Source organism: Enterococcus sp. JNUCC 77 (genome assembly GCF_054819945.1).
In genome coordinates, this window is record NZ_JBTHIG010000001.1 from 2232676 (window position 1) to 2255827 (window position 23152).

A 23152-nucleotide genomic window follows, 5' to 3' on the forward strand; every position below is an offset into this window, starting at 1 on the left:
TTGTTCATTATTTAGCCAATGAAGTTTCCGCTGGATCAGCCAAATTTAAAACTTAATAGTTCTTAGTAAAACATAAACGATAGACTTTAAATCAGGTTTTTAATAAATTAAGGACACTCAACTCAAAATACATCTAATTCAAAAAATAAAACTAATGGGACTTTTTTTGCCACTTTAAAATTTGTCGATTTTATGGAACAGGTCCACTGATTAGATCCTCTACATATTCAACTCGCTGTGTTCATCTCTATTGAAATATTTAAAGTAAACAAGCTTCACTTTTTTTAAATGAGTGTGTATCAAAAAGTGCGCTTCCTTTTTTCAGGAAACGCACTTTCTCCGTATTTTTCATCATAAACTATTCATTTATGCCTCTAAAAAATTACCTACTTCGGTAACAAATTTATTGTATTCTAAGCCTTCTTCTTAATTCGTTTTACATATAGTAGAACAATCAAACCTTGTATGATTAGAATAACTGCACCAACCGCAATGTCGATGTTTCGAACTGTTTGTTCCCAAGGAAGTAATTGGTTTTCAGTCTGCCCATCAGAGTATGAGCGACTATTTACAACAGTGTACAAAACATTATGAACAGCTGTCCGCATTGCTGAAACGGAAGTTGCGCTTGTTGTATCTTCTAAAGTTGCACCATTCTCACCAGTTGTTGAAAGCATGGTATCATTCCCGTTACGAATAGCAATATCAGCTTCCATGTAGCCATATCCACCAAAATAGTCAGTGGAAACAAATCCATCAAAGCCCCATTCATCACGTAGCACAGTGTTCATTAGATCTGAGTTAGCTCCAGCCCATTTATTACCAATGTAGTTAAAAGCTGACATTGCAGCAGTTGCGCCACCTTCTTTAACAGCCATTTCAAATGGTTTTAAATAGATTTCACGAATTGCTTGTTCTCTCGACCAAGTTAACAATAAGTCTGTTCGATTAGTTTCTTGGTCGTTCAAAGCGAAATGTTTCATGTAAGAATAAACACCTTGTGTATTTGCACCGGCAATTTCATTAGCAGCCATAAAGCCTGACATTACAGCATCTTCTGAATAATACTCAAAGTTTCGACCTGCAAAAGCGCTTCGGTGGATATTCATTGCAGGACCGTACCATCCTGAAATACCTAATTCACTGGCTTCAGTTCCTACTGCAGTTCCTCGTTGATTAGCTAAGTCCTTATTCCAAGTTGCAGCAATCATCACGGCCGTTGGAAAAGCTGATCCGTTTGTTGCGACAAAGAAACTACTTATTCCAGCTGGACCATCAAAATCATAAGTTTGTGCCTTGCCTACTGAATCAGCAGAAACAGTTTGGTAGCCAGCGTAACTAATGACGTTACTCATATCATCAATTGTTAATTGATCCAGTAGATCATTCCAAGAATCATCATCGTAATCTACGCCGACATAATCTGACAAAGTAGCGCCATTATCCGCACCAGTTGTTGGCATTTCTGCATCACTGTCATCGGTTAATTCGTAATTACTAGAGTTCATCAAACCATTACTTTCTGCCTCTGTTAGAGCTCGAGATTCAGGAACTGCTGTCGCTGTCTCATAGTTGGCAAAATCGTCTGCTCGGCTAAGATAAGTTACTTCGCCTTCTGCATAATCGAATTGATTCGTGGCAACAATCTCATCGGTTGAGCGTTTGTTTGATTCATCAAACATAATTGTTGCTCCTAAGGTATAGTTTTGCTCAGCTAACACTGTATGAGAATCAGCTTTTAATTGAATTGCGTACTGACCTTCTTCCAGAACATAAGCACCTGTCCCTGTAGAATCGTAGCTAGCCATATCTTCTTGATTAAAAGTAATTGTTAAGGTTTGGCTTTGACCAGGTTCTAGAGTGTCAGTTTTTTCAAAAGCAATCAAGTTCGTGCTTGCTTTTTCAATGCCACCATTCGTATAAGGTGGTGTGAAATAACTCTGTACGACATCTTTACCAGCAACATCACCAACATTTGTGACAGTTACATCAAAGGACATTTTACCATCATTAGCGACTGTAACTGGTGTCATTTCTTGGGTGAAGTTTGTATAACTCAGACCATATCCAAATGGATATTGCACAGCTGCGTCATAACTTTCATCATTTGCTTCGTAATAAGTTTCATAGAACTTATAACCAACATAGATATCTTCAACATAATTAATATAGGTGTAATCACTATCGTCATATTGATAATCACCGAAGTTGTTCCAAGTAGGCGTTGCTGTTAAATCATAAGCATAAGTATCTACAGTTTTTCCAGAAGGATTAACATCACCATTTAAAATTGATCCCAACGCATTGAATCCAGTTGTTCCAGGACCTGCCATCCAAAGGGCACCTCTGATATTTTCATAATCGTTTAACCAACCCAATTCCATTGAGTTTGCTGAATTAATTACAACTACTACATTTTCAAAATTATTCGTTACAAGATCAACCATATCTCTTTCAGTTTGTGATAATTCTAAGAAATGTTGACCATCAGTGAAATCACCCTCATTACCATCATAAGTGATTCCTTTAGCATTCATGTCTGTCGGTAAATCAGCACCTTCGCCTCCGACACGACCAATTACAACAACGGCAGTATCAGAAAAATCTTTGGCATTTTGCATTAATTTGTCAGAATAGGATTTTGCAGTCGGTTCTGGTAATGTCCAATCCTGCTCCCACATACCAACTTCTGGACGATCACTACGATAATCAGTGTAGAAATCAGAAAGCTCAGTATTTAGATTAAAGCCACCATTTTCTATACCGTTTAACAAGTTAACTGCACTACTCGTATCAACATTCCCTGAACCAGTTCCACCATAGACTGGATTAGTAGAGGCCCAGCCAAAAACATTTAAATTTTTTGTATCTGTCCCTAAAGGTAGGTAATTATCAGTATTTTTTAGTAGGACTGTTCCTTCATCTGCAATTTTATTTGTTAGTGCGGCACTATCGTCAAGCGTAGCAGCACTGATTTCATTTAGTTTTGCATAGTTCAAATTAAACAAACTAGCCATCGGACCAAAAACTACCACATTTATAGTGATAGCAACCGCTACCAATAAGGCAATAACAGATTCTGCCTTTAGCCAAAACTTAAAAGTTCGACTTCTTTTACGGAATACAATTAAAGCAATAATAATTACAACTAATAAAATTGCAGTTGGTATAAAATAAACTGAAACGGTTTCAATTGTGGCATATACATCTTCCATATTCAACGTACCATCTTGACTCAGTTTGTTGAGAAAGAATGCCCCTCCGCCAACAATCCCCAAAACAATCACAATGGGAATAATTATTTTTAAATACTTCTTCATATGAATCCTCCTTAAATTGTTTTAACCCCTTAAACTGCAACCCTAGCTTTGTAAGGGGTTTCTTACTTTTTTTAGTATACCTTTCGAATTTCAAAAAATATATTTATGCTGCATAATCTGTCATTTATTCTACATAACTTGAACAGGCTTTCATTTTATTTTTAAAGCGTCACAAAAAAATCAGTTGAAATCTAAAATGACTTCAACTGAACGCAATTTTAATTAAATCCATAAATTCGTTGTGCCATATGGTAAACGCCGACTGTCGTCTTGCGACCCACCTTACCAGGCAAATGCAGGCCTATTCCTAGAAGCCCGAGACGCAGACGATAATACAAATGCGTATCCTGGCTACGGATAAATTGCCATAGCTCTTTTTTCTTCTCCAAACTTTCTGATGAACCTTCTTTAATCAACAAAATCGATGAAACTGCTGTAATAATTTCTAGGTAACGTCGCATATAAGTCAGCACATTATTCTCTGTTCCTTGCGTGTCAGAATAATAAGCAATCATCGTTTTATTTATTGCAATTTGTTGATCGATACGGCTAATCATAACTTTTTCATTCACCGATTGATCCTCTCGTCCAATGAAGTAACGATAGAAATCAACATCTAAATAATACATATTCTCCACGATTGGTAACGGCTCGAAAATATAAAGGTTGTCCACATAAAAAGAATGTTGCGGCAATTGAATATGCGATTCTTTCAATACTTCCAAGCGATAAATGACAGAATGCATCAACAAATATTTGCCAAAAGGAAATTTCACATCTTGCCAAGTAAATGCTTTGTCCGTCGGTAAAAAACGGCGATAGTTCATGACCTTTTTATTTTTTTGACCTTGCTTTTCATAAACATAATTACTTATCAACATATCAATCTCTAAGTCGTCTGCTTTAGTTTCTAAAAAATTTAAAATTTCTCGATAAGCTTGGACATCCACCCAGTCATCGCTATCGACAATTTTCGTAAATTTCCCTGTCGCGATTTGTAACCCAGAATTAATCGCTTGTCCGTGACCACCATTTTTTTGATGCACAACTTTCACTTGAGTTGGAAAATTTTCCAAATAATGATCAGCAATTTGAGGGGTATTGTCTCTAGATCCATCATTCACAAGAATAATTTCCACCAATTCCCCACCAAGCAAAAGAGAATTGATACAGCGTTCCATGTATTCTGCCGAGTTATAACAAGGAACGATTATACTTAAAATTTTCATGTTTGCTATCATTCCTTTTTCATAATTACAAATTTCATCATAGGATAGTTTATCACAACCTGAATGACAATATTAACAGCATTTGCAATTGTAGCAGCCCAACCCCCAACATAAGGAGTCAAAATCGATATGATGTATGGTGGCAACCAAATCGAAATCAAACCTGCCACCACTACTGTTAAAACATACCACGGCAACACTTTAGCAATTTTTACGTTGGCTGAGAACACAACTTTTCGCTGTACGATGAAATTGACAATTTGGGCACATATATAAGCGAGTAAAAAGCTTAAAAATCCACCCAGTCCACCTTGATCAATACCGTAATTAAAAATGAACCAGTTAAAACTGCGATTAGCAAAGCTGGTAAATAAAAAGCCAGTACCAATCCACAGAACGATAAAGTTAGTGATTGTTGCAACGTTACTCATAATATTAAATAGAATAAATTCAAATAAATCGGGATGATTCTGTTTGAATTTTTTTAAGACACCGGTTGCTTGATTTTTTTCAGCCATCTACTCACTCCTGTTCCAATATATTAATCTTTTGTTCTTTACGGTTGCGGAAAAAGCTGGCAATCAAACCACCCACGCCTTTGAAAAAATGGCCATTAACTGCTAATAAAATTTTCTCAACCATTTCCATACTAACCATTCCATTAGTCATCTTAGCTATTGCTCTGAAAGGCATGTTATAGATAAACAGGATATTCAAATCCGGTTCCCCTTTAGCCTCACTTTTTTTCAACATACTATGCAGACGACCATAAACAAAACGACCAATCCAACTTTTCGCATATTTTAATTCTGAAATGACATTGTTCTCATGTAACACCATCTGATTTTCTTGCGATTCTCGCGGTAAAGCTCTGCCATACAGCTCTTCAAAATCCGATAATGTAATTTTTTCGAAAGAATGCTTTTGATAATTCTCGTGATTATGGTTCCTCACTTCAACACCAGCAACTGTCACATTTCCCTGCAATTCAATTGAAGCGACATTTTTTCCAACGTAAATTTGATATTCCCCCGCCTCAGTTTGCCAATTTTTTTCATCGACATCATAGTAGCGGAAGGTTTTATCATCAAAATCAATCGTTATCGTACGACTTTCTCCCGCTTGCAAGGCAATCTTCTTAAAGCCTTTCAACTCCTTGACTGGACGAATCAGCTGACTATCTTTTTTACCAACGTATAGTTGAACAATTTCTTCACCCTCAACGTCACCTGTATTCGTAATTGTCATCTCAATAGATGTATCATTCACTTGTAGATCAGAATAATCAAAAGTCGTATAGCTAAGACCGAAACCAAAAGGAAATCTAACTGCTTTTTTTGCAGCTTCATAGTAACGGTAACCAACAAAAAGACTTTCCTGATAATATGAGTAACGGCTAGTGGCTGGAAAGTTTTCACCGAAGTAAACATCTCCATAAGTCATAGGATAACTTTCATTTAATTTCCCACTAGGATTGTAATGCCCACAAATAACTTCCAGCATGGCACTCGCACCAGCTTCCCCAGATAAATAGCCATGTAAAATGCCGTCAACTTGATCCACCCACGGCATTTCAATAGCCGAACCAGCGGACAAGATTACCACAACTTTCGTATCAAGAGCTGCCAACTTTTCAATCAATTGCTGTTGACTATTAGGCATGCTAAGACTACTTCGATCCATGCCTTCACTTTCAAAAATTTCATCTAAACCAACATACAATAAAACAACATCACTTTTTTCTGCTAGTGACAAAGCTTCTGCTTCCAATTCTGGTTGAATAACGCCACCACGGGTATAACCTTGCGCGTAGCCGACCACGTCCAACGGATAACCATCAATGACGGACATTGTTGATTCCAAGTTTTTAGGATTGACTACTGATGATCCAGCCCCTTGATAGCGCGGATTTTGAGCGAAATCACCAATGACTGCTACCTTTTGATTGTTGGCAAGAGGCAAGACATTGTCATTTTTTAATAAAACGACACTACGCATTGCTGCTTCTTTGGCAACCTTATGATGATGGTCCCAATCAATCGTCACGTTATCATTTTTTCCAGCGGTCGATTGGAAAATCACGTCAATTAACTCATCTACTCGCTCATCAAGTACTGCTTCATCAAGTTGTCCGTTTTTGACAGCACGATAAATTTCTAACGGCCCTGTCATTGCTTGTCCAGGCATTGCTAAATGACTACCATTTTTCACGCCTGCTACATGGTTATTATCACCACCCCAGTCGGAAACTACAAAGCCGTCAAAATGCCAATCTTTTCTTAATATATCTTGAAGAAGTTCAGAATTTTCATTAGCGTAAACATCGTTAATCAAATTGTAAGAACTCATAATCGATTTTGGCTGTCCTTCTTTTACCGCGATTTCAAAATTAGTCAGATAAATTTCCCGTAATGTTCGTTCATCAACAATCGAATCTGAGGCCATTCTTCTATTTTCTTGACTATTAACTGCTAAATGCTTCGGACTTGCGATCGTACCATTTGTTTGAATACCACGAATGCTAGCCGCTGCCAACTTTCCAGCTAAATAAGGGTCTTCACTATAATATTCAAAATTCCGGCCGCATTTAGGATTACGCTTAATATTTAAACCCGGTCCCAGAACCACCTGCACATCTAAAGCTTGTGCCTCTTCACCTAAACAATAACCAACTTCTGTTAAAATCTTCTCATCCCAACTATTGGCCAAAGTCGCTGCTGTCGGAAAACAAGTTGCTGGTACGCTTTCATTTAAGCCTAAGTGATCGGAGCTACCTAGCTGTTTACGCAAACCATGAGGCCCGTCAGATAAAAACATTGATGGGATTAGACCTTTGATATCTTGAGTCTCCCACGTATTTTTGCCGGACATCATTGCTGCCTTTTGACCTAAATTCAACTGCTTTACAATATTTTCATGTTTCATAAGTTCCCCCACCTTTATTCTTCCATGCTTCTTAAAAATACTCTAACAACAAAGTAAGCGTTCGCAAACCTAAATTACATAACCTGATAAAATTACAGCATAACTTGTCGCTGAAAAAAATTTAAACAGATTTTATTTGATATTTATCCGCCTTCTTCTATAATAAGGGAGTATTTAAAGAAACGGAGGCCTGAAATGAAAATCGCAATTGTTGAAGATAGTCCAGAGGCCAGTCAAACCCTTGCTCGTTTAATCACGAATTTTTGTAATGAACAAGATATCTCGTTAGAATTAATCCAATTTAGTGATGGCATTGAAATTGTGGATAATTATCAAGGCAATTATGATGTGATTTACTTTGATGTAGAAATGCCGATTATGGACGGTATGACCGCTGCAAAAAAAATTCGCAAGGTAGATACTAATGTAATCATTATTTTTTTGACAAATTATGTTCAATGGGCCATTGAAGGTTATGCAGTGGAGGCGGCTGACTTTTTATTAAAGCCCATCACCCGATTTAATTTTCAAGAACATTTTAAACGAGTGCTAGAACGTCTGAATCAAAGTCCTAAAGAAAGCTATACCTTAAAAACGAACAGTGGCATTCGGAAAATCTTTCTAGATGATTTATTTTTTGTTGAAAGCGAGGGGCATTATTTGCATTTCCACAGTGTCTCTGGTGATTATACTGTGTTGGATTCGATGAAAAATGTTGAAAATCAATTAAAAGACAAAGACTTTTTCCGTTCTAATAATGGTTATTTGGTCAACTTGAAACACGTTAAATCGATTGATGGCAATATGCTGTACCTGGATAAATATGAATTAATTATCAGTCGGCCCCGCAAAAAAGATTTTATGCAGGCTTTAACCAACTATTTAGGAGCTGATATGAATTGATGAATGACATTTTTCCAAATATTCCCCGTATTTATACAGCAATTTCTGAGTGGCTTGCCTGTATCGCTCTCATAATGGCCATCGTACCAGAAAAACGACAAAACTTTTTTTATTTAAAGGCTATTGCCTTGCTCATTGGTCAAATTTGTCTGCAACTTTGGGTAGGTACTTGGCCTTTGTTTTTTTGGATTCCTGGTATGATTATCAATGTCTGTTGGATGCTTTTAACCTTTATGGTATTGGTTAATCAAAGAGCCCTCAGTAACCTATACAATGTCAGCAAGGCTTTCATCTTCGCTGAATTTATTGCATCCTTGACTTGGCAGCTTTATTGTTATTTATTTTATAATCGCTTTGAAGAAATCATCCCATTACAGATTGCATTTATGCTGATTAGCTACTTATTACTAGCCTGGATCTATTTTGCAATTGAAAAAAAGAGCAACCACCAACTGTTACTGAAAAATATCCAACCCAAAGATACGTTGGAAGTTATTTTGACAGCTGTCATAATTTTTACTATGAGTAATATCGGTTTTATTCTTTCAAGTACAAACTTTGCGATTGGGGATTCTGTTGCAATTTTTATTTTTCGTAGCTTGATTAATCTTTGTGGGATTTTTCTGATTTATATTCAAGAAAATTCTCGTTATGAAAATAATCTGCGACAGGAATTAACTGCGATGAACAATGTCTTTCAGTCTCAGTATGAACAATATGAAGCCTATCGTGAAAGTAACCAGATTATCAATCGAAAATTTCACGATCTCAAACATCAGCTCTCGATTATTGAAATGGAGCCAGACGAAAACAAACGTCTTAGCTATGTCAATCAACTCAAAGAAGATATTGAAAAATATCAAACCAATATTAAAACAGGCAATCCAATTATTGATGTGATTGTCACACGAAAAAATATTTATTGTATTGAAAATCAAATCACTTTCACCTGTATTGTTGATGGTGCTCTGTTAAGCTTTATGAATACAATGGATTTAGTCAGTCTACTAGGAAATACTTTAGACAATGCGATTGAGTCCACCTTGGCTTTAGCAAGTACAGAAAAACGCTTGATTAATTTACGCGTATCCAAAAAAGCTAATTTTGTCATGTATAGTCTAGAAAATTATTCAGAGACGCCCCTTCATTTTGAAGATGGTCTGCCACAAACTACTAAAGAAGATCAGCGATATCACGGCTACGGATTAAAAAGCAGCGCATATATTGCTGAAAAGTATAATGGCAGTTTGACTGTGAAATTGGAGGACAACTGGTTTAAATTAAATGTTTTGATTCCTTTACAAAAGAAAGGTATTTAAATGAAAATCAACCAAAAAAATTATGATTACTTGATTGTCGGCGCTGGTCTATTTGGTGCAATTTTTGCCTATGAAGCGGCGCTAAGAAATAAACGCTCGTTAGTTATCGAAAAACGTCCTCAAATCGGTGGAAACTTAGCGACACACCAAGAGCATGGCATTAATGTCCATGATTATGGTGCCCATATTTTTCACACGAATAGCTTAGAAATTTGGCAGTACATTAATCAATTTTCAGAGTTCAATAATTATATCAATCAAGTCATCGCTAACTATCAAGGCCAATTGTATAATCTACCTTTTAATATGAATACTTTTTATCAAATGTGGGGAGTGAAAACGCCAGCAGAAGCGCAAGCTAAAATTGCTCAACAAAAAAAAGCTGCCGGTCTGACTGGCTCCCCTAAAAACCTTGAGGAGCAGGCCATTAGCCTTATTGGTACTGACATCTATCAAAAACTAATCAAAGGCTACACGCAAAAACAATGGGGCAAAGATCCTAAAGAACTCCCAAGTTTTATCATTCGGCGCCTGCCGACTCGTTTTACCTTTGACAATAATTATTTTGATCATCGCTATCAAGGAATTCCTGTTAGTGGTTACACGACAATTTTTGAAAAATTACTGGCAAGCGAACTCATTGATGTTCAATTGAACACTGATTTTTTTGCGGATAAATCAACTTATTTAGCTGAATTTCCTAAAACCATTTATACAGGAATGATTGATGCTTTTTTTGATTTTGAATATGGTCCTTTAGAATATCGCTCACTGCGATTTGAAACAGTTGCAGAGCCTACCGCAAATTTTCAAGGCAATGCTGTGATTAATTACACTGACAGCAAAACGCCTTACACTCGCAGCATGGAATGGCGCCATTTTGATGGTCAGGGGGAAGATAATATCACTTTAATTACCAAAGAGTTTCCTCAAGATTGGGATGAAACAAAAGAGGCCTATTATCCGATTAATGATGAAAAAAATAATCAACTTTTCAAACAGTACCGCGCCAAAGCCAAACAACTGCCACAAGTAATTTTTGGTGGACGCTTGGGTAATTATAAATATTACGATATGGACCAAGTAATCAGCGCCGCCTTACATGTGGTGCAAAAAGAATTTAATTGATACAAAAATACCCACCGACTTTTAAGACACAGCTCAAAAGTCAGTGAGTATTTTAAAATTTGTACTATTTTTCTATGACATTAAAGAGTATAACTCTATAAAAAAAGTCCACCAAAATTAGTGGGTGTAGCGATCAAAAAAGTTAGACTTTTTGGGAGTGGAGAAATCCACTCCATTTTTCTGTGCTTTTATTGATGACTTTAGATAGCTTTTAATGTCACTTCTCTATATTCACTGGACTCAGCCAATTTAGTTTTCCCTTCATAAGCTCATAATTATAGTAATCAATTTCTTATTTCAATTTCTCAAAGCTGTGATATTCTCTTACATTATAGATTTTTTGCTTTATTAGACTAAAGAAATTCTCAATGATCGAATTATCTAAATAAATTTTTTTACGGGACTTATTTTGGAAAATCTTATGCTCTTTTAATTTGTAAGTATAGACGTTCATATGGTAGGCTCATCCAAGGTTCGATACTAGATGCTGTTTTCCATTACGTAGATTACCTCTTATAAATCCTCCTTGATTACCAATATATTCAGCATCCCTGAAATTCGATAAGAGATAATCTTGCTGTTGTATCTGTCGTGATTTTTTGATAACACACATTTGTGTATAAAGCATTGATGAATTCGATTTTCCCCGATGAGACTGATAACGGTAAGTTTTCCTCATGGATGAGTGGACTTCAATCTCCCGCTTTCGAATCAAGGGTTGAACTTTCTTCTTGTATACATGGAACCCACGATTTTACAATCCCTTTATCTGAGATTGCCCGAGCGGTGCTTTCCTTCATCATAATTAACCGTGAAAAAATACCCAAATTTGAGTAATAAACTCTAAGAAATAAAGTTTCTAACCCTAGTTCTTCTGCTTCAGCGTATGACTATAAAACACACCCAGTCACAAACCTAAATTTTTTTTTAAAATATTTCTTCTTTGTAATCATTATTATTAATAACAACATATCTCATTTATTTGTGTCTAATTCGTTTACAACATAATAACCACCTTATCAAACGTTCCAAAGGATTCAGTAAAATAAAATTTTTTGGAAAATAAAAAGTGTTATTAATGGGCATACTAACAGTAATCTGAATTAAAAAAATATAAGCAACAGAAAATTATGTCTTAAAAATTTCTTATTTGATAAAAAAATTGTACAATAAATCCATTAACAAAATTGGAGGATACATTTTATGATAACAAATTTTAGAGATATTGGTGATATAACTACGCAATTAGGAAAATTAGAAAGCGGACTATTTTTCAGGAGTGGAGAACTCACGGAACTAAATGAATCTGATATAAATTTTTTAAAAAATAAATGCGAAATAAAAAAAGTCTATGATTTTAGAAGTGCTGATGAAATAAAGAAAAATCCAGATTTAAAAATTAATGGTATAGAAATAAGCAATATTGATATTTTAGCCTCTATTACAGCTAACGGTGCTTCTTTAGAAGGTATGCTAAGTAATTCTGATATTCATAAATCTATGTTAGAAACTTATACCGAGATTGTAACAAGTCAGTCAGCGTTAAATGGTTACTCAAAATTTCTAACAGAAGTTTTACAAACAAAACAGCCTATATTATTTCACTGTTTTGCGGGAAAAGATAGAACAGGATTCGCCGCTGCTTTGATATTAAAAATTTCAGGTGCCTCTGATGAACAAATTATGAAGGACTATTTGAAAACAAATGAATCTCGAAAGATTGCTAATCAGTCAATTCTCAATTCATTAGATGGCAAGTTGTCTGCTTCTCAAATAAATGACTTAAAGGTTGCTTTAGTTGTAGATTCTTCTTACTTAGAACATGCGAAGGAAATATTAATTAAACAGTTTGGTAGTTTGGATAATTACTTAACATCTGGTCTTAAATTGCAGGATGATTATGTTGAACAATTTCAAAAAATTTATATACAAAAATAAACAAAATACTCGATGTGTGAGAGGCTTGTCGTAAGAGCCTCCTACACATCGAGTATTTCTATTGAACTGATATCATCTATTCTTGCTAAATCAATAATAAGGTGATGCATGTCTGTAACATGATGAGGTTTGATAGTGTACACATTAGTATAGTATTTCCTATCTTCATTTGTGTATACTTTTGTTGTTAAATTTTTAACAGTTATTTGGTTATTTTTAAAATATTCTGTAATCATTTTTTCTGTCTCCACTGATGAAATAGTTATGGCTAAATTTTTTAAAGATTGAAAGGGAATGATTTTGTTAAAAGTTGCTAAGATAACTACCACTAATAATGAACTAAATAAAGCTAGCAGGTAGTATCCTAATCCTACAGCGATCCCTATAGCAGCAGTTACCCACAAAGAAGATGCTGTCGACAAACCTTTTACTCTTTTTTGAGAGACAATAATTGTTCCAGCACCTAAAAAACCAATACCACTAACTATTTGAGCAATGATTTTGCTAGAATCAGCACTGATGATTCCCTTTAATTCAGGGTTAGTGATCACTGCTTGAGCAGTAGCTTCAGATAATTCTTTAGATATGATTGTCAAAATGACTGCACCCAAACAAACTAAATTATAAGTTCTCATTCCTGCAGGACTACTTTTGGTTTCTCTATTATAACCAATCATAGAAGATACAAGTATACTAAATAATAAAGGTTCTAAAATATTAATTAAATTCATCATTTACCTCACAAATATATTTTTGTTGAAACGGTAGTAATTTATTTAGAAAAATCATGCGGTAGTTAACTGAGACCTATATGTTTTACTATTAGATCCTATGAGTTAGTTAGTGTTTAACCTAAAAATAGCCATTAATTTATAATTCATTTTTTTATTTTTTTTAAAAAAATGGATATAGTTTTTTTATGACAATTATACTCTTTTTTAATGACACTTATTGATAAATTTAAGTTATTTAAAAATAGAAATATTTTTATTTGATTAGTCTTTTACAGGTAATGCGGTAATCTGAAAGCACATTATATTATCAAATTAAAAAAGAGGTGCAAAATGTTAAATGTAACAAATACTTATACTAAAACTGTTAAACACAAATGGTGGGTTTTAACAATATTAGCGTTATCCGTATCATTAGTTATTATCGATGGCACAATTGTGAATGTATCATTACCAGTCATAATGAAGGATTTGAAATTATCTTTTACAAATGCCGAATGGATTATTACTCTGTATTCTCTGCTTTTTTCTTCATTGCTCATTACCATGGGACGACTTGCAGATAATTTTGGTCGAAAAAAAATATTAATTATAGGAATTATAATTTTTCTGTTCGGATCAATATTGGCAAGCTTCTCAAAAGATATTACTTTTATGCTAACTGCTAGAGCGATACAAGGAGTCGGTGGAGCATCTATTTTACCAACAACTTTATCAGTTGTAAATTCATTGTTTTTTGGAAAGGATAGAACTGTTGCCTTTGCAGTATGGGGATCAGTAATTGCTGGTATGGCAGCAATCGGTCCATTATTAGGTGGGTATTTGACAACTTACTTATCTTGGCACTGGATTTTTTGGATTAATTTTCCAATTGGTGTTTTCATCATTATTTCAGCATTAAAATATTTACCCGAAACTTATGGTGAAAAAATAGTAGGGAAATTTGATTTTATCGGTTTTTTACTTTCTACGATAAGTTTAATTTCTTTTGTATTCGGAGTTATAGAAGGTCGTACATACGGCTGGTGGCATGCCAATAATGGCTATCCAACGTTCTTTAATTTATCCATTATACCTACATTAATTGCCATTGGTATATTAGTATTTTCATTATTTATAGTATGGGAATCGCGTCTGAACAAACAAAATAAATCTCATTTACTAGATGTATCACTATTTAAGTTTAAAAGTTTTTCATTAGGAAATATTATTGCTGGTATCGTTGCTATCGGAGAATCTGGACTCTTATTTTTATTACCATTATTCTTGCAAAATATTTTAGTACTTAGTCCAATAAAGTCTGGAATTATACTTTCAGTGATGGGATTAGGAGCTTTCTTAGCAGGTGGTATGGCTACATTTATTGTTGAAAAAACATCAGCATCTTTTGTTGTATCTCTTGGTTTATTTTTAGAAACTTTAGGATTTTTTGGCTTTTTCAAAACTGTAAATCCCAATAATAGTTTAGCCTGGATTGTTATCTGGCTTATTATTTACGGTATAGGACTTGGATTTGCTTCAGCCCAGTTAACATCCATTGTATTAAAGGATGTCCCACCTATTCAGTCAGGACAGGGATCAAGTATTCAATCCACTACACGACAAATTGGATCTGCATTAGGTGTTGCTATTATCGGAACAATATTTAATTCAAAACTACAAAATGACATTCCCCATACTCTTGATGGTTTAGGAATATCAGCAAAAATGCAGCATTCATTGGAATCAAGTGTGATAAATAGTGCAGGATCAGCTATTCATGCATTAAAAGTATCCAATCCAAAGATATTGAACATAACAGAAACTATGCGAAATAATATGGTTGTAAAATTAGATATTAACTTTACAAATAGTTTAGTAAAAACAATAGGTATTTCATCTATTGTTATACTGATTAGTTTCTTTCTAACATTTGGACTATACAAACAAAAAAATAACTAAAAATTGATTTGCTTATCTTTTGACAGTTGTTAAGGACAATATCGACAATGTTGTAACCTTGAAAAATACTTTTCTCAGCTTGTCTCATTTCTTATAATTCTTAGGAAATGGTAGCAAAGGTGGGGAGCTACTGTCAAAAGTTGAGCTAATTTTTTTATTACATTTATGAGTAGTCCATTTCCATCTAATCCTGATCTTGATTCATTAGTGCTAACATTTCTTTGTGTATGGTTTTTTATTTTTTGCTTGCATATTATGACCATCGAACATTTATGAGGGTATGCCATAACCCCAAAAATTATTTGGCCTCCATATTTGATAATTTCATCTGAATACATATCCAATATTATTTTTTTTCATATAATCCCTGATTTTTTTACCGTTTCATAAAATATAATAAAAACTAGGAATTAAGCAATAAAATTGTTCAATAGTTTGGAAAATACTAGTACATAATTTCACTGACTTGATATTTTTTCTTCTACATATATTATAAAAATCCTTTCACAAAGGAAGTGTCTATTTGATAAAGCGTGATTTAAGAGATATGGTCATTTTTATTCCTTTCATCTGTTGCTTTTTTCTACTGATTTTAGCAGCTGATAAAACAGGAAAGGTTGGCATTATTGGAACAATCATCACATTATTTATAAATCCTGAGAATTATGAAATACGATATAATAAAAAAATTAATCAAAAGTTGAAACTCAGAATTTTTTACCTCAAAGAATTAATGTTAAGTTTTTTCTGTAGCTATTATATCGTTTATATTATCAATCATATTCGTTTAAAAAAAGAAATTACATGGCCAGTCAATGTATTTATATCAGCTACAATTTTTTCATTCATGTGGATTTATGTTCGTATTATAGTTCCTCACATAATCAATTACTTCAATAATAATTTTGAATAGTATTTTTACAGCCTTTACAAGAAGAATTTTTTTTTTATAAAAATAAAAAAGTGACACCTCATTTGAAATTATAGTTACATAATTGTTAAATTACTAAGAGATAATTAATTTATCTTTTGGTACACTCATAGATTGCATTTTTAGAAATAAAGAAAAGAGTGCGTAAAAGACATATTCAAAAAACAGAAGTATTACTTGATAATATTCTTTTATTAACTATTTATTTTTTCAACTTATATTGCTTTCACCAATGACAGTTTTATAGACTATAACATCAGCCCCATCACATATAAATCATAGTACTTACCTTCTATTATAGTAGTATTTTCGAGCTTACCTTCTATTTTAAATCCGAATTTTTTATATAGTTTTACGGCTTTTTTATTATCTACACGGGTATCTAGTTGAATTTTGGTAGTCACACCATTAGACTTTGCCCAAGTTAATAGCTGGTAAATAATTTCCTTTCCAATACCTATGCTTTGGAATTTTTCTGTTACCACTATACCAAGTTCACCGCAATGTTTTGATTTAACTTTATTTCCAGAACTCACCGTTCCGATACCTATTATTTTTCCATTTATGAGTGCTAAAAGTATCGTAGAATTTATCTGGTGATTTGTATTAATGATTAATTCTTTTACTTCTTTCACATTTAAAGGATACTCATTTTCTTCAAAACTTAAATACGTCGTTTCACCACCAACTAAATTATAAAAATCAACGATATTTTTTGCATCGTCCTCAGTAGGATTTCTGTAAGTAACTTTGATTTCTGTGTCCATATCTTTATACTCCTTAAAATTAATATTCTTACCCTAAACACATTATATAGTATCTAATGAGCTAAAATTCAAAGAAATCAATGTTATCAGAGAAATTATAGTTTTTTTGTCTTTTTTTACATTAAACAGCTTACTCTATACTTTAGAATGATTTCTCACTTTTTATTTTTATTGTATATTTACATTGTCGGAAGTTTGGATAACCATAGAAGTTCCTTGATTTTTTTCTATAAAAGTCTTTCCAAATTCATAAGTACTATAAAAAGGTGGAACAGCATGGTAATTTAAAGTTCCTAGCTCCTAACAGCTACATCTCTATCTTGCTGTGTGATATCAATATATCGCAAGACCGCCCTCTGTGAAGGATGTTTTAATAAAGATTGAATAATCTCTTTTTTTATTCCTTGTTTACATAATAAATAACTGAAGGACTTTCTAATAGACCGAGAACCAATATTTTTTAAGTGGATTGTTTCAGTTCTTAAACAACAATTTGACCACGAGAAATTCCTAAAACATCAAATGACTTTAATTGACGTAAATCAGAAATTCTATACTCAGTATTTATGCCAATATAAAGTAATAAAATATTTCGTTCTCCCTATTGATTGCTAAGCGAAAATTTTTTCATATCCTCTCTTTTTTTCTCGAATAGATGAAATAGTCTTTATTTTACCAACTCCTGCCAACGTTACTTAACTACATTACATTCAGTAATATGTAATGTTAAAAGTTAATCTAAAAAAGATGGTTCTATTAAATTAATTCAGAAAGTGGAAAATCCTTTTGCATCATCCAATACTGGAGATATTATTTGGATAAATCCTAAAGTAGGTTCAACGGAAGAAAACAAAAAAAGACGACCTGGATTAGTCATCTCAAATAATCAATTTAATCAATCCACATTATTGGTGGTGATTTGCTATCGTTAAACTAGGTACAACAAGATTTACCCTAAGAAACTGCAGCGTGAGCAGCTTTAAGTGAAGAAGGAAGCACCATAGAATTTTTTCATATCTCTGCACACTTCTTTATAGTCTTTACTTGGAATATAGCGTAATGTATTTCGAACAAGATGAACCATACAAAGTTGAACAACCACTAAAGGGAAAATCGTTTTTGTGCCTTTTTCGAGGCCAGAAACACCATCCATGGAGATAAAAAAAGACGTCTTCAACATCACGTGATTTTAGTTCATCAAATACTTGCATCCAGCGATTTTTCGACTCAGTTTGATGTAGCCATAAACCTAAAATATCTTTATTACCGTTCAAATCGTAACCAAGGTTTGTATAGACTGCAGATTTCTTTGCTTCGTAGTTTTCTCGTAAAGTGACGTACATACAATCGACAAATAAAAGGCGTAACATTTGGCTAATAGGCGCGCTTGTCATTCCTCTAATTCGGGAAGAAGTGCATCTGTAATATCAGAGATCACTTCGTGAGAGATATCAAACCTATAGGTGTCCTGAATCGTCGTGGCAATATCTCGTTGACTCATTCCACGAGGGTACATAGAAAGAAATTTTTCTTCAATGTCGGAGACATACGGTTTCTTTTAGGGACTAGCTCAGGATCAAAAGAAGCATCTCGATCTCTGGGAACATCAATATTTACTTCATCAAAACTTGTTTTGAGTGTTTTATTCCCATAACCATTCCAACGATTTTCATGTTCCTTAAGCTCTTTAGAATGGAATTTATACCTAGATGATTGTTTAGTTCTCCCTGTAGCATTTTTTCAAACAACGAACCAAATACGCCTTTCAAAACATCTTGCGTATCTTTTACAAATTCTGGCTGGTAAGTATTAAGACTGGATTCAGCTAACTTCACCGATTCAGAATTTCTTTTCTTATTAGACATTTTGTAATCACCTCTTCATCTTACTTCAGAAAAAGAAAAACCGTGAAGCAACCCATATCTAGAATAACGGTTACTCACACGGTTTTTTTACACTCTTAGTTTTCCATAATAATAAGAAACGACTTTACTATTAAAAAATTACAGTTTAAATGGTTAAATACATAAGGAATTGTCAAATCCATTAATAATTTTTCCCTGTTACTTTTAAAAAAACGAAAAGAAAATCCTCTTCGGTTATTAATTTTGATCTACTCTTTAAATATTAACCTTGTGGGTTAACAGATATAGCTTGGTTAGTTTTAGATTCTATATTCTTACCTAAAGTATATATTACCAATAGAACAATAATCGGTAGAAATAAAGCTTTATCATTGAAATTACTTGTCAATAATGTTCCCGCAAAACCTCCAAATCCAAAGCCTACCAAAATGCTAAAGTACAGAAAAGCTTTATGTGCAGCTCCAGATTGGTTAAAGAATGATTTCATTAAAAAGCTAAAAGCATTTTGTACAACCAAAGTTACTGCAACATTTCCATAAACTAAATCTTTACCAAACCTATGGAAAGCATTTCCTTGCATTCCTGCTAATAAAGAGATAATCATACAAATATGAACGGTTTGTAATTGCGAATTTATCAAGTTTAATGACAATAAGAATAAAACAATAACTTCTATAATAATGACATTGAACGACCAGTTTTTAGGGCTATCTTTTTGAATGATTGCTGTGATTGCAGCTCCGATACCAAAAGCTAGTACTGTTAACGCCACAGTAAAAAAATGTGACCAATCTTTCTCCGCCAATGATTGACCTAATAAAATAATATTTCCTGATTGTACTGTACTAAATGCTTTTCCTATAAAATAAGTATATCCACTCATACTTCCAGCTGCTACAGCTAAGAAAAAAGCAATCATGGGAAACTCCATATAGGGTTCTCCACTTTTAATTTCTTTATTCATCATTATTTAAACATCTCTTTTCATTATATTAAAATCCCCTTCAATCATAGAATCAAAGGGGAAATTGAATTTAAAAAATATCTGTCGCGTTTAATCCCGGGGTTCTTTTATTAATGGAATCTTTATCAGGATTTTTTAAAGCTTCATCAATCTTATCTTGATCAAACCAAATAACTGGAGAAGGAGATTCTTCTTGTGGTAAGCTTTCGACAAAATCTTTAGTGAGATTGAGATGGTCTGCCACTATTTGAGATGGGATCGTAGCTAACCATTTATTTAAAGAAATATCTGAATAATCAGGATTTTTAAATACTTCAATAAAAATTAGCTTTTCACTACCAATATTTTGAACATAATGACCAGCCACCATAGGTACATACCCAGCATCGCCTGCATGATAATCAAACGTTCTTGCTAATGAATTAGAATTAAATACAGTCATGCGCGCATCGCCTTGAATATAATATTGCCATTCAGCAGCTTTAGGATGCCAGTGTAATTCCCGCATACCACCAGGCTCAACTTCAACAATTGCAGCAGATATAGTTGGAGAGCCAGGAAATACTTTCGAATCAACAATCCACACACGTCCTGCTTCTGATTCAATTGGATCCAATGTATCAATATGGAAGGTCAAAGGGTTTGGGACCTCTCCATTTTTATTTGGACGAGAGACCTCATCAATAGCTTTTGGTACATCTGCTCTAAAAATATATTTTTGTTTATCCGGTAAGCTTTCCAGTTCAGATTGTTTCTTTTTAAAATTAGCTGCAACAATTTCAGGTGGTGTATGAGCTAACCAGTCTGTAATTAGTAACGTATTATTTTCAGAGAAATCAGGCTCGCTAAAAACTAATAAAAATTCACAACCTTCATCTAAACCTTGAATAGAATGTGCAACACCAGCTTCAAAATTCCAAATATCTCCAGCCTTTACATCATCAATATAAGTCTTACCATTCTCATCAATAGCTGTTACGCGGGCATTTCCATATAACATCAATCCCCATTCAGCTTCTTTATGCCAGTGCATTTCACGATAGGCACCAGGCGCCAAACTCATATTAACTCCTGCGACCTTATCAGATGCAGGCATTTCTCGGTTGGTAACTTCTCGTGCCCAACCACCATCTTCCAGTCGATTACGAACATCGTTATAACTAAAACGCATATTAGGCAATGTTCCGTGATCAGTTGCAGGGGGAATTAAAAAATCAGGTCCTTCAATATCCCTTTGAATGTCCCGAGGGCCAAAATCTAGCCATCCCTTTCCATCTTTTTTACGAATTGGTTGTGGTGCATTATTTTCTTTTTTCATCATAAAAACATCCTTTACATTTTAATTTTGAGATATCACTACCATTAATGAGCGTATCGTAATCACATCTGACCATAATTCTATTTTTCAGCATCTATAGGCATGTTTACAGTATAAGTATGCGTCACTTCATTTCCTTCGCTATCTTTAGCTTTAAAGGTAATATCGATAGCTTTGATTTCTTCCAATTTCTTCTCATCTGCTACTTTAAAATGCATGTAGCCATCTTTATGTTTGTGTGAAGTTAAAACTTCGTCATCCCAAACATTCATAAAGATTTCAGCCTTGACATGTTCTCCATCTTTCATCACCAATTCAGCAGTATCTGGTGTAATATGTTTATCAGATGAGTCTTCATTTTCAAGTTTGTAATGAAGCGATGCTAACGTTTTATAAGGTGTGCCATCTGTGTCCTTATAGTGATCAACAGTAACAAATTTTGCATGATCTACTTTAAATGTGATATTATCCCAGTCTGTGTTTTCGTAATCAGTATCGTAAGACAGTTTTGTCTCAATTCGAGGATCAACATCATGTGTCACTATGTCTTTGAAGTAACCATCATACTTTAGCTTTTCGTTTGTTTCAGTTTCAACAACACCATCTTTTTCCTTATTTGTTTTTTGTGAACTAGAATCTCCATAAACATTATCTACTTTTTCTTTTGTTGTACCACATGCACCTAATGTCGCAATTGCTGCTAATGTTACAATACTAAGACTTACCTTTTTTCTCATATTCATTACTATCCACTTCCTATGCTTTTGTATTTTCATGCTGTTTAGCTAGCTCAATATCTGCTTCTACTTCTTCATAATTGAATCTTACAATCACTCCATTAAGGTCTTTAACTAGCATAGTATCAATAATGTCTTCATTTGATTCATTCATATATACAAGTAAGCCCACAGAACCATCGTCTAATACTTGACTAATGGAATCAAATATAGTTGTTGTCTTTTTTGCTTTAATATAATTTGAGCCCATTCCTGCAACATCACCAATAATCCACCCACATAAGATACCTAAAGGACCTGCTAGTATCCCAATAATCATACCGATTAATCCGCCACGTAAAATTCGATCCGTGCTTTCATAATCAACACCGTCTCTAATAGAGACTTTTTTTCCAGAACGATCTTTTTCTATAATGGCAGCCTGTTTAATGACCAGTGTTTTCCCATTTGATAATTCTTTTAAACGAGAAAAGGCTTCATAATTAACAGCTTTTTCATTATAAGTAATTAATGCTACTTTTTTCATAAAATTCCTTCTTTCTTTTCAGTAAAGTCATCTTAATTGCCTCGGCTTTATTTGTAAAAAAAAGAGGGAAAAAAAGAGAATTAAAATCGGCTATGAACCCCTTAATGAAAGCTTTTATTCATTTTTTTTTAATAGGTGTTAATTTCTGACTATACGTTGATTGGGTAAAATTTAAGTCCAGATACATTGTTTGAAAAACCTATTGAGGTGTTTAACTCTGTAATGTAAATGTAGACAAGTTATTCACTGTAATCTATTAAATGAACCCATGCACCTTTAATAATTTTTTCTACCAGGAAAGGTGGTGACCGCGGAAAACATTATTCGTTTCATCAATCAACACACTGAAAAGCTAGCTATTACTCGCTTAACCTCTTTATTCGGTATTTCTAGAAGTATTTATTATCGAAATAGCACTCGAAATTTTTCTACACTCACAGATATTGAAGAACGAATTTATCAATTAGTCGTAAAACATCACTTCTTATTTGACTATCGAATTTCAAGCTAAATTAATTAATTTGATAAAAAAAAATCTCGCAAGAATTTCTTGCCGACAAACTTTACATCTCGCGACAGACAATTTCAAAATGAGAATTATGAGACACGA

Annotated in this window: 20 protein-coding genes and 3 pseudogenes; 8 read left to right on the forward strand and 15 right to left on the reverse strand. The window is 33.7% G+C overall.

Annotation, left to right across the window (positions count from 1 at the left end):
• Positions 1 to 413 precede the first annotated feature (413 nt).
• The 4 genes from ACVWNY_RS10810 to ACVWNY_RS10825 all read right to left on the reverse strand — a co-directional run bounded on the left by ACVWNY_RS10810 (position 414) and on the right by ACVWNY_RS10825 (position 7474).
• Positions 414 to 3320 carry a glycoside hydrolase family 3 C-terminal domain-containing protein gene (locus ACVWNY_RS10810; RefSeq protein ID WP_454071366.1) on the reverse strand — a complete coding sequence of 969 codons (2907 nt, stop codon included), beginning with the start codon at positions 3318 to 3320 and terminating at the stop codon, positions 414 to 416.
• 218 nt (positions 3321 to 3538) lie between these two features.
• Entirely contained in the window at positions 3539 to 4549 is a 1011-nt protein-coding gene (locus ACVWNY_RS10815; RefSeq protein ID WP_454071367.1) for a glycosyltransferase, read from the reverse strand.
• An 8-nt stretch (positions 4550 to 4557) separates the two neighbouring features.
• On the reverse strand, positions 4558 to 5067 hold the full coding sequence (locus ACVWNY_RS10820; RefSeq protein ID WP_218326367.1) for a GtrA family protein: 510 nt from the start codon (positions 5065 to 5067) through the stop codon (positions 4558 to 4560).
• 4 nt (positions 5068 to 5071) lie between these two features.
• Positions 5072 to 7474, reverse strand: coding sequence for a beta-glucosidase family protein (locus ACVWNY_RS10825; protein WP_454071368.1), 2403 nt, complete (start codon positions 7472 to 7474; stop codon positions 5072 to 5074).
• Between the two features lie 195 nt (positions 7475 to 7669).
• Between ACVWNY_RS10825 and ACVWNY_RS10830 the strand changes: the two genes are divergently transcribed.
• From ACVWNY_RS10830 to ACVWNY_RS10845, 4 genes are all read left to right on the forward strand, one after another.
• Positions 7670 to 8377, forward strand: a complete 708-nt coding sequence (locus tag ACVWNY_RS10830) for a LytR/AlgR family response regulator transcription factor (RefSeq protein ID WP_438719450.1) — start codon at positions 7670 to 7672, stop codon at positions 8375 to 8377.
• Complete coding sequence (locus ACVWNY_RS10835) at positions 8377 to 9696, forward strand: GHKL domain-containing protein (RefSeq protein ID WP_438719449.1); 1320 nt, start codon at positions 8377 to 8379, stop codon at positions 9694 to 9696. Before ACVWNY_RS10830 ends, ACVWNY_RS10835 begins: the two co-directional genes overlap by 1 nt.
• Complete coding sequence (glf, locus tag ACVWNY_RS10840) at positions 9697 to 10824, forward strand: UDP-galactopyranose mutase (protein ID WP_218326372.1); 1128 nt, start codon at positions 9697 to 9699, stop codon at positions 10822 to 10824.
• Between the two features lie 1203 nt (positions 10825 to 12027).
• Positions 12028 to 12762 carry a tyrosine-protein phosphatase gene (locus ACVWNY_RS10845; RefSeq protein WP_438719448.1) on the forward strand — a complete coding sequence of 245 codons (735 nt, stop codon included), beginning with the start codon at positions 12028 to 12030 and terminating at the stop codon, positions 12760 to 12762.
• Positions 12763 to 12803: 41 nt separating this feature from the next.
• Here the strand turns inward: ACVWNY_RS10845 and ACVWNY_RS10850 are convergent, their stop codons facing one another.
• Positions 12804 to 13493, reverse strand: a complete 690-nt coding sequence (locus ACVWNY_RS10850; RefSeq protein ID WP_438719447.1) for an MgtC/SapB family protein — start codon at positions 13491 to 13493, stop codon at positions 12804 to 12806.
• 333 nt (positions 13494 to 13826) lie between these two features.
• Here ACVWNY_RS10850 and ACVWNY_RS10855 point away from each other — a divergent pair, with 333 nt between their 5' ends.
• Together ACVWNY_RS10855 and ACVWNY_RS10860 are read left to right on the forward strand one after the other, a co-directional pair.
• On the forward strand, positions 13827 to 15434 hold the full coding sequence (locus tag ACVWNY_RS10855) for a DHA2 family efflux MFS transporter permease subunit (RefSeq protein ID WP_438719446.1): 1608 nt from the start codon (positions 13827 to 13829) through the stop codon (positions 15432 to 15434).
• A gap of 523 nt (positions 15435 to 15957) precedes the next feature.
• Positions 15958 to 16347 (forward strand): hypothetical protein, encoded by a 390-nt coding sequence (locus ACVWNY_RS10860; RefSeq protein WP_438719445.1) that lies wholly within the window; start codon positions 15958 to 15960, stop codon positions 16345 to 16347.
• 266 nt (positions 16348 to 16613) lie between these two features.
• Here ACVWNY_RS10860 and ACVWNY_RS10865 read toward each other — a convergent pair whose 3' ends face one another.
• Together ACVWNY_RS10865 and ACVWNY_RS10870 are read right to left on the reverse strand one after the other, a co-directional pair.
• On the reverse strand, positions 16614 to 17132 hold the full coding sequence (locus ACVWNY_RS10865; protein ID WP_218326378.1) for a GNAT family N-acetyltransferase: 519 nt from the start codon (positions 17130 to 17132) through the stop codon (positions 16614 to 16616).
• 293 nt (positions 17133 to 17425) lie between these two features.
• Positions 17426 to 17721: pseudogene (locus ACVWNY_RS10870) on the reverse strand (hypothetical protein).
• 184 nt (positions 17722 to 17905) lie between these two features.
• Here ACVWNY_RS10870 and ACVWNY_RS10875 point away from each other — a divergent pair.
• On the forward strand, positions 17906 to 18064 hold the full coding sequence (locus tag ACVWNY_RS10875; protein WP_218326380.1) for a type II toxin-antitoxin system PemK/MazF family toxin: 159 nt from the start codon (positions 17906 to 17908) through the stop codon (positions 18062 to 18064).
• Positions 18065 to 18111: 47 nt separating this feature from the next.
• On the opposite strand, the gene ACVWNY_RS10880 is transcribed toward ACVWNY_RS10875, so the two are convergent.
• The 8 genes and pseudogenes from ACVWNY_RS10880 to ACVWNY_RS10915 form a co-directional block, all read right to left on the reverse strand.
• Positions 18112 to 18312: a transposase gene (locus ACVWNY_RS10880; RefSeq protein WP_425514615.1), complete on the reverse strand. Its 201-nt coding sequence runs from the start codon at positions 18310 to 18312 to the stop codon at positions 18112 to 18114.
• Positions 18313 to 18352: 40 nt separating this feature from the next.
• Positions 18353 to 18526, reverse strand: a pseudogene (locus tag ACVWNY_RS10885) (transposase); the annotation flags it as partial.
• Positions 18523 to 18752, reverse strand: a pseudogene (locus ACVWNY_RS10890) (transposase); the annotation flags it as partial. The pseudogenes ACVWNY_RS10890 and ACVWNY_RS10885, both read right to left, overlap by 4 nt.
• Positions 18746 to 18997 (reverse strand): hypothetical protein, encoded by a 252-nt coding sequence (locus tag ACVWNY_RS10895; protein WP_425514616.1) that lies wholly within the window; start codon positions 18995 to 18997, stop codon positions 18746 to 18748. The gene ACVWNY_RS10895 and the pseudogene ACVWNY_RS10890, both read right to left, overlap by 7 nt.
• Before the next feature lie 262 nt (positions 18998 to 19259).
• Entirely contained in the window at positions 19260 to 19964 is a 705-nt protein-coding gene (locus ACVWNY_RS10900) for a YoaK family protein (RefSeq protein ID WP_461211730.1), read from the reverse strand.
• A 67-nt stretch (positions 19965 to 20031) separates the two neighbouring features.
• Positions 20032 to 21282, reverse strand: a complete 1251-nt coding sequence (locus ACVWNY_RS10905; RefSeq protein WP_454071370.1) for an oxalate decarboxylase family bicupin — start codon at positions 21280 to 21282, stop codon at positions 20032 to 20034.
• Positions 21283 to 21359: 77 nt separating this feature from the next.
• The gene (locus ACVWNY_RS10910; protein ID WP_218326382.1) at positions 21360 to 22016 is read right to left on the reverse strand and encodes a hypothetical protein; all 657 of its coding nucleotides are present in this window, start codon (positions 22014 to 22016) and stop codon (positions 21360 to 21362) included.
• Between the two features lie 19 nt (positions 22017 to 22035).
• Positions 22036 to 22542, reverse strand: coding sequence for a hypothetical protein (locus ACVWNY_RS10915; protein WP_218326384.1), 507 nt, complete (start codon positions 22540 to 22542; stop codon positions 22036 to 22038).
• Between the two features lie 304 nt (positions 22543 to 22846).
• On the opposite strand from ACVWNY_RS10915, the gene ACVWNY_RS10920 reads away from it, so the two are divergent.
• Entirely contained in the window at positions 22847 to 23053 is a 207-nt protein-coding gene (locus tag ACVWNY_RS10920) for a hypothetical protein (protein ID WP_218326385.1), read from the forward strand.
• Positions 23054 to 23152: the final 99 nt, after the last annotated feature.

Excerpts from the sequence above, each read along its gene's own strand:
- ACVWNY_RS10810 (WP_454071366.1), bottom strand. The coding sequence starts at position 3,320 with ATGAAGAAGTATTTAAAAATAATTATTCCCATTGTGATTGTTTTGGGG.
- ACVWNY_RS10815 (WP_454071367.1), bottom strand. The coding sequence starts at position 4,549 with ATGAAAATTTTAAGTATAATCGTTCCTTGTTATAACTCGGCAGAATAC.
- ACVWNY_RS10820 (WP_218326367.1), bottom strand. The coding sequence starts at position 5,067 with ATGGCTGAAAAAAATCAAGCAACCGGTGTCTTAAAAAAATTCAAACAG.
- ACVWNY_RS10825 (WP_454071368.1), bottom strand. The coding sequence starts at position 7,474 with ATGAAACATGAAAATATTGTAAAGCAGTTGAATTTAGGTCAAAAGGCA.
- ACVWNY_RS10830 (WP_438719450.1), top strand. The coding sequence starts at position 7,670 with ATGAAAATCGCAATTGTTGAAGATAGTCCAGAGGCCAGTCAAACCCTT.
- ACVWNY_RS10835 (WP_438719449.1), top strand. The coding sequence starts at position 8,377 with ATGAATGACATTTTTCCAAATATTCCCCGTATTTATACAGCAATTTCT.
- glf (WP_218326372.1), top strand. The coding sequence starts at position 9,697 with ATGAAAATCAACCAAAAAAATTATGATTACTTGATTGTCGGCGCTGGT.
- ACVWNY_RS10845 (WP_438719448.1), top strand. The coding sequence starts at position 12,028 with ATGATAACAAATTTTAGAGATATTGGTGATATAACTACGCAATTAGGA.
- ACVWNY_RS10850 (WP_438719447.1), bottom strand. The coding sequence starts at position 13,493 with ATGAATTTAATTAATATTTTAGAACCTTTATTATTTAGTATACTTGTA.
- ACVWNY_RS10855 (WP_438719446.1), top strand. The coding sequence starts at position 13,827 with ATGTTAAATGTAACAAATACTTATACTAAAACTGTTAAACACAAATGG.
- ACVWNY_RS10865 (WP_218326378.1), bottom strand. The coding sequence starts at position 17,132 with ATGGACACAGAAATCAAAGTTACTTACAGAAATCCTACTGAGGACGAT.
- ACVWNY_RS10880 (WP_425514615.1), bottom strand. The coding sequence starts at position 18,312 with ATGTTGAAGACGTCTTTTTTTATCTCCATGGATGGTGTTTCTGGCCTC.
- ACVWNY_RS10895 (WP_425514616.1), bottom strand. The coding sequence starts at position 18,997 with ATGTCTAATAAGAAAAGAAATTCTGAATCGGTGAAGTTAGCTGAATCC.
- ACVWNY_RS10900 (WP_461211730.1), bottom strand. The coding sequence starts at position 19,964 with ATGATGAATAAAGAAATTAAAAGTGGAGAACCCTATATGGAGTTTCCC.
- ACVWNY_RS10905 (WP_454071370.1), bottom strand. The coding sequence starts at position 21,282 with ATGATGAAAAAAGAAAATAATGCACCACAACCAATTCGTAAAAAAGAT.
- ACVWNY_RS10910 (WP_218326382.1), bottom strand. The coding sequence starts at position 22,016 with ATGAGAAAAAAGGTAAGTCTTAGTATTGTAACATTAGCAGCAATTGCG.
- ACVWNY_RS10915 (WP_218326384.1), bottom strand. The coding sequence starts at position 22,542 with ATGAAAAAAGTAGCATTAATTACTTATAATGAAAAAGCTGTTAATTAT.